Raw genomic sequence first — 5,425 nt, forward strand, 5'->3', positions numbered from 1 at the left:
CGTCCCCCGAGGGCGGCCCCGCCCCGGACACCGGGCCGCCGCGGAAGCCGCTCGCGTCGGCCTGAAACGCCGTCGAAAAGGCCGCCGGCCCGCCGCGCCCCGTGCGCGAGGGCTGGTGACCATGCCGGAACCGGGGTACTAACGAACAAGTAGCACCGGTCGGTAACCGACGCGAGGTGACGCCCCCATGTCCGCAGCATCCGCCCGCCCCACCGTTTCCGAACGCGAAGCGCGCCAGGTCGCAGAGGCCGCCCGCGAACAGGAATGGCGAAAGCCGAGCTTCGCCAAGGAACTGTTCCTGGGCCGCTTCCGGCTCGACCTGATCCATCCCCACCCCACACCGTCGACCGAGCAGGTCCAGCGCGGCGAGGAGTTCCTGGCCAAGCTGCGCGACTTCGTCGAGACGAAGGTGGACGGGGCACTGATCGAGCGTGAGGCGAGGATCCCCGACGAGGTCATCACCGGGCTGAAGGAGCTCGGTGCCCTCGGCATGAAGATCGACCCCAAGTACGGCGGCCTCGGCCTCACCCAGGTGTACTACAACAAGGCGCTGGCCCTCGTCGGCTCCGCCAGCCCCGCCATCGGCGTGCTGCTCTCCGCGCACCAGTCGATCGGGGTGCCCCAGCCGCTGAAGATGTTCGGGACCCCGGAGCAGAAGGAGCGGTTCCTGCCGCGCTGCGCCCGCACCGACATCTCGGCCTTCCTGCTCACCGAGCCCGACGTGGGGTCCGACCCCGCGCGCCTGGCGACCACGGCCGTGCCCGACGGGGACTCCTACGTCCTGGACGGCGTGAAGCTGTGGACGACCAACGGCGTCGTCGCCGACCTGCTGGTCGTCATGGCGCGGGTGCCCAAGAGCGAGGGCCACAAGGGCGGCATCACCGCCTTCGTCGTCGAGGCCGGCTCCGAGGGCATCACCGTCGAGAACCGCAACTCCTTCATGGGGCTGCGCGGCATCGAGAACGGCGTCACCCGCTTCCACCGGGTACGCGTCCCCGCCGAGAACCGCATCGGCCCCGAGGGCGCCGGGCTGAAGATCGCCCTCACCACCCTCAACACCGGCCGCCTCTCGCTGCCCGCGTCCTGCGTCGCGGCCGGCAAGTGGTGCCTGAAGATCGCCCGTGAGTGGTCGGCCGCCCGCGAGCAGTGGGGCAGGCCGGTCGCCCGCCACGAGGCCGTCGGCGCGAAGATCTCCTTCATCGCGGCGACCACCTTCGCCCTCGAGGCCGTCATGGAGCTGTCCAGCCAGATGGCCGACGAGGACCGCAACGACATCCGCATCGAGGGCGCGCTGGCCAAGCTCATCGCCTCCGAGATGAGCTGGACCATGGCCGACGAACTGGTCCAGATCCGCGGCGGCCGCGGCTTCGAGACCGCCGAGTCCCTCGCCGCCCGCGGCGAACGGGGCATCCCGGCCGAGCAGTTGCTGCGCGACCTGCGGATCAACCGGATCTTCGAGGGCTCCACGGAGATCATGCACCTGCTGATCGCCCGCGAGGCCGTCGACGCCCACCTGTCGGTCGCCGGGGACCTCATCGACCCCGACAAGGCGCTCGGCGACAAGGCCAAGGCCGGCATGAAGGCCGGCGGCTTCTACGCCCGCTGGCTGCCGAAGCTGGTGGCCGGCCCCGGCCAGATCCCCGGCGCGTACTCCGCGTTCCACCCGGCGGGCCACCCCGACCTCGCCGCCCACCTGCGCTACGTCGAACGGGGCGCCCGCAAGCTCGCCCGCTCCACCTTCTACGCCATGTCGCGCTGGCAGGGCCGGATGGAGACCAAGCAGGGCTTCCTGGGCCGCGTCGTCGACATCGGCGCCGAACTGTTCGCCATGAGCGCCGCCTGCGTCCGCGCCGAGATGCTCCGCACCCGGGGCGAGAACGGGCGCGAGGCCTACCAGCTCGCCGACGCCTTCTGCCGCCAGTCGCGGATCCGCGTCGAGGAGCTCTTCGGCCGCCTGTGGACGAACACCGACGCCATCGACCGCAAGGTCGTCGACGGGGTCCTCGGCGGCGCCTACACCTGGCTGGAGTCCGGCATCGTCGACCCCTCCAGCGACGGCCCGTGGATCGCCGACACCACCCCGGGCGCCTCGCACAAGGAGAACGTCCACCGGCCGATCCGCTGACCGGACCGGGGACGCGTCCCCCGCGCACAGGGCACCGCCTTCCCGGAGGCGGTGCCCGCGCCGTGCCGGCGACCGGACACAATGGGGGGATGACGGACTCTCTCGCCGACCCGCATCTGCGGCTGCCCGGACCGGACGCGGCCACCGCCGCCCACGACGGCCCCCGCACCATCGTGATCCTGGGTTCGACCGGATCGATCGGCACCCAGGCCATCGACGTCGTCCTGCGCAACCCCGACCGCTTCCGCGTGGTGGCCCTGTCCGCCGCCGGCGGCCGCGTCGGGCTCCTCGCCGACCAGGCGCTGCAGCTCGGCGTCTCCGCGGTCGCCGTCGCGGATGCGGACGCGGAAGGCCCGCTGCGGGAGGCGCTGGCCGAGCGCTACGGCGCCGAGCCCCTGCCGGAGGTCCTGGTCGGCCCGGAAGCCGCGACCGAGCTGGCCGGCCGGCCGTGCCACTCCGTCCTCAACGGCATCACCGGTTCGATCGGGCTGCGCCCGACGCTGGCCGCCCTGGAGGCGGGGCGGATCCTGATCCTCGCCAACAAGGAGTCGCTGATCGTCGGCGGCCCCCTGGTGAAGGCCGTGGCCAAGCCGGGCCAGATCGTGCCCGTCGACTCCGAGCACTCCGCGCTCTTCCAGGCCCTCATGGGCGGCTCCCGCGCCGAGGTCCGCAAGCTCGTCGTGACCGCCTCCGGCGGCCCCTTCCGCGGCCGCGACAAGGGCGAGCTGGCCGGGGTCACCCCCGAGCAGGCGCTGGCCCACCCCACCTGGGACATGGGCCCGGTGGTGACGATCAACTCGGCCACCCTGGTGAACAAGGGCCTGGAGGTCATCGAGGCCCACCTGCTCTTCGACATTCCCTTCGACCGCATTGAGGTGGTCGTCCACCCGCAGTCGTATATCCACTCGATGGTGGAATTCACTGACGGCTCCACGCTGGCCCAGGTCAGCCCGCCCGACATGCGGATGCCGATCTCGCTGGGCCTCGGCTGGCCCGAGCGGGTGCCCGACGCCGCGCCCGGGTGCGACTGGACGAAGGCGGCCACGTGGACGTTCTTCCCGCTGGACGACGAGGCGTTCCCGGCGGTGGCGCTCGCCCGCCACGTCGGTAGCCTCGGGGGTACCGCCCCCGCGGTGTTCAACGCGGCCAACGAGGAGTGCGTGGCCGCGTTCCTCGCGGGCACGCTGCCCTTCACGGGCATCGTGGACACCGTCGCACGGGTGGTCGAGGAGCACGGCACTCCCGTCGAGGGAACCTCCCTGACCGTGGAGGACGTCCTCGAGGCGGAGAAGTGGGCGCGGGCCCGCGCCCGGGAACTGGCTGCGGAACAGGCGACAACGGAGGCGGCACACGTATGACGGGACTTATGTGGGCACTGGGGATCGCCGTCTTCGCGGTCGGCCTCCTGGTCTCCATCGCCTGGCACGAGCTCGGCCACCTCTCCACGGCCAAGCTGTTCAAGATCCGCGTGCCGCAGTACATGGTCGGCTTCGGGCCGACGATCTGGTCCCGCCACAAGGGTGAGACCGAGTACGGCATCAAGGCGATCCCGCTGGGCGGCTACATCCGCATGATCGGGATGTTCCCGCCCGGCGACGACGGCCGGATCGCGGCCCGGTCCACCTCGCCCTTCCGCGGGATGATCGAGGACGCCCGCTCCGCGGCGTACGAGGAGCTGAAGCCGGGCGACGAGACCCGGATGTTCTACACGCGCAAGCCCTGGAAGCGCGTGATCGTCATGTTCGCCGGCCCGTTCATGAACCTCATCCTGGCCTTCGGGCTCTTCCTGGCGCTCTTCATGGGCTTCGGCATCCCGACCCAGACGACGACCGTCGGCTCGGTCTCGGAATGCGTCGTCCCCGCTTCCGACACCAAGGCCCTCAAGGCCAAGGACCCCTGCGTCCACGGCGACTACCCGGCCGCTCCCGCCAAGGCGGCCGGTCTGCAGCAGCGCGACCGGATCGTGGCCTTCAACGGGGTGAAGGTCGACGACAGCCAGTGGACGGTGCTGCAGAAGGAGATCCGCAAGACCATCGGTCCCGCGACGATCACCGTGGTGCGCGACGGCAAGACCATCAACCTGCACGCGAACCTGATCGCCAACAAGGTCGTCAAGACCGACGGGCACGGCGGCATCGTCAAGGACCAGTACGTCCAGGCCGGGTTCCTCGGTTTCACACCGGCGGACGGCGTGGTGAAGCTGGACTTCGACCAGTCGCTCGACCACATGGCCACCACGGCCGAGGACGGCGTCCGGTCCCTCGCGGCGCTCCCGGGCAAGATCCCCGGACTGTGGAACGCGGTCTTCAGCGGCGCCGAGCGCCAGCCCGACTCCCCGGTCGGCATGATCGGCGCGGCCCGTCTCGGCGGCGACATCTTCTCGCTGCCGCTGCCGGCCACGCAGAAGATCGCCACGATGGTGGGCCTGCTCGCCGGGGTCAATCTGGCCCTCTTCCTGTTCAACATGCTCCCGCTGCTCCCGCTCGACGGCGGGCACATCGCGGGCGCCCTGTGGGAGTCCGTCCGCCGCAACATCGCCAAGGTCTTCCGCCGGGCCGACCCCGGACCCTTCGACGTGGCGAAGCTGATGCCCGTCGCCTACGTGGTCGCCGGCATCTTCATCTGCTTCACGGCGCTGGTCATGGCCGCGGATCTCATCAATCCGGTGCGTTTGACCTAGGCGCGATGTCGGAGGCGTGGGTGGGGTGACGTAGTCTCGTTCAACGGAGCCCGCCCACGCCGCCGGGACCTCGATCCGCGTACTTTGGGGATGCCACGCACATGACCGCGATTTCGCTCGGGATGCCGTCCGTTCCGATCAAGCTCGCCGACCGACGCAAGAGCCGCCAGATCCAGGTCGGATCGGTCGCGGTCGGCGGCGACGCCCCGGTCTCCGTCCAGTCCATGACCACAACCGTCACGGCCGACATCGGCGCCACGCTGCAGCAGATCGCCGAGCTCACCGCCTCCGGCTGCCAGATCGTCCGGGTCGCCTGCCCCTCGCAGGACGACGCCGACGCCCTCGCCACCATCGCGAGGAAGTCGCAGATCCCGGTGATCGCGGACATCCACTTCCAGCCGAAGTACGTGTTCGCGGCGATCGACGCGGGCTGTGCGGCGGTACGGGTGAACCCGGGCAACATCCGGCAGTTCGACGACAAGGTCAAGGAGATCGCCAAGGCGGCCTCCGACGCCGGCACCCCGATCCGGATCGGGGTGAACGCCGGGTCGCTGGACAGGCGCCTGCTGGAGAAGTACGGCAAGGCCACCCCGGAGGCGCTGGTGGAGTCGGCGCTGTGG

The 5,425-nt window shown here is 70.9% G+C and carries 4 protein-coding genes; all 4 read left to right on the forward strand.

The genetic code is table 11. From position 1 onward, the window contains the following. Positions 1-187 precede the first annotated feature (187 nt). On the forward strand, positions 188-2,125 hold the full coding sequence (locus PV350_RS44100) for an acyl-CoA dehydrogenase family protein (RefSeq protein ID WP_500339001.1): 1,938 nt from the start codon (positions 188-190) through the stop codon (positions 2,123-2,125). Positions 2,126-2,214: 89 nt separating this feature from the next. Further along, entirely contained in the window at positions 2,215-3,483 is a 1,269-nt protein-coding gene (gene dxr, locus PV350_RS44105) for a 1-deoxy-D-xylulose-5-phosphate reductoisomerase (protein ID WP_499514302.1), read from the forward strand. Then, positions 3,480-4,805 (forward strand): M50 family metallopeptidase, encoded by a 1,326-nt coding sequence (locus PV350_RS44110; RefSeq protein WP_499514303.1) that lies wholly within the window; start codon positions 3,480-3,482, stop codon positions 4,803-4,805. Before dxr ends, PV350_RS44110 begins: the two co-directional genes overlap by 4 nt. A gap of 101 nt (positions 4,806-4,906) precedes the next feature. Then, positions 4,907-5,425 (forward strand): flavodoxin-dependent (E)-4-hydroxy-3-methylbut-2-enyl-diphosphate synthase (locus PV350_RS44115; RefSeq protein WP_500339003.1); only part of this gene is annotated, 519 nt, incomplete at its 3' end.

Origin of the sequence: Streptomyces sp. PA03-6a, from assembly GCF_033792765.1 — a bacterium.
In the GTDB taxonomy this organism is placed as follows: domain Bacteria; phylum Actinomycetota; class Actinomycetes; order Streptomycetales; family Streptomycetaceae; genus Actinacidiphila.

Bases quoted from the DNA above. Each gene is read 5' to 3' on its own strand.
- PV350_RS44100 (WP_500339001.1), top strand. From the start codon at position 188: ATGTCCGCAGCATCCGCCCGCCCCACCGTTTCCGAACGCGAAGCGCGC.
- dxr (WP_499514302.1), top strand. From the start codon at position 2,215: ATGACGGACTCTCTCGCCGACCCGCATCTGCGGCTGCCCGGACCGGAC.
- PV350_RS44110 (WP_499514303.1), top strand. From the start codon at position 3,480: ATGACGGGACTTATGTGGGCACTGGGGATCGCCGTCTTCGCGGTCGGC.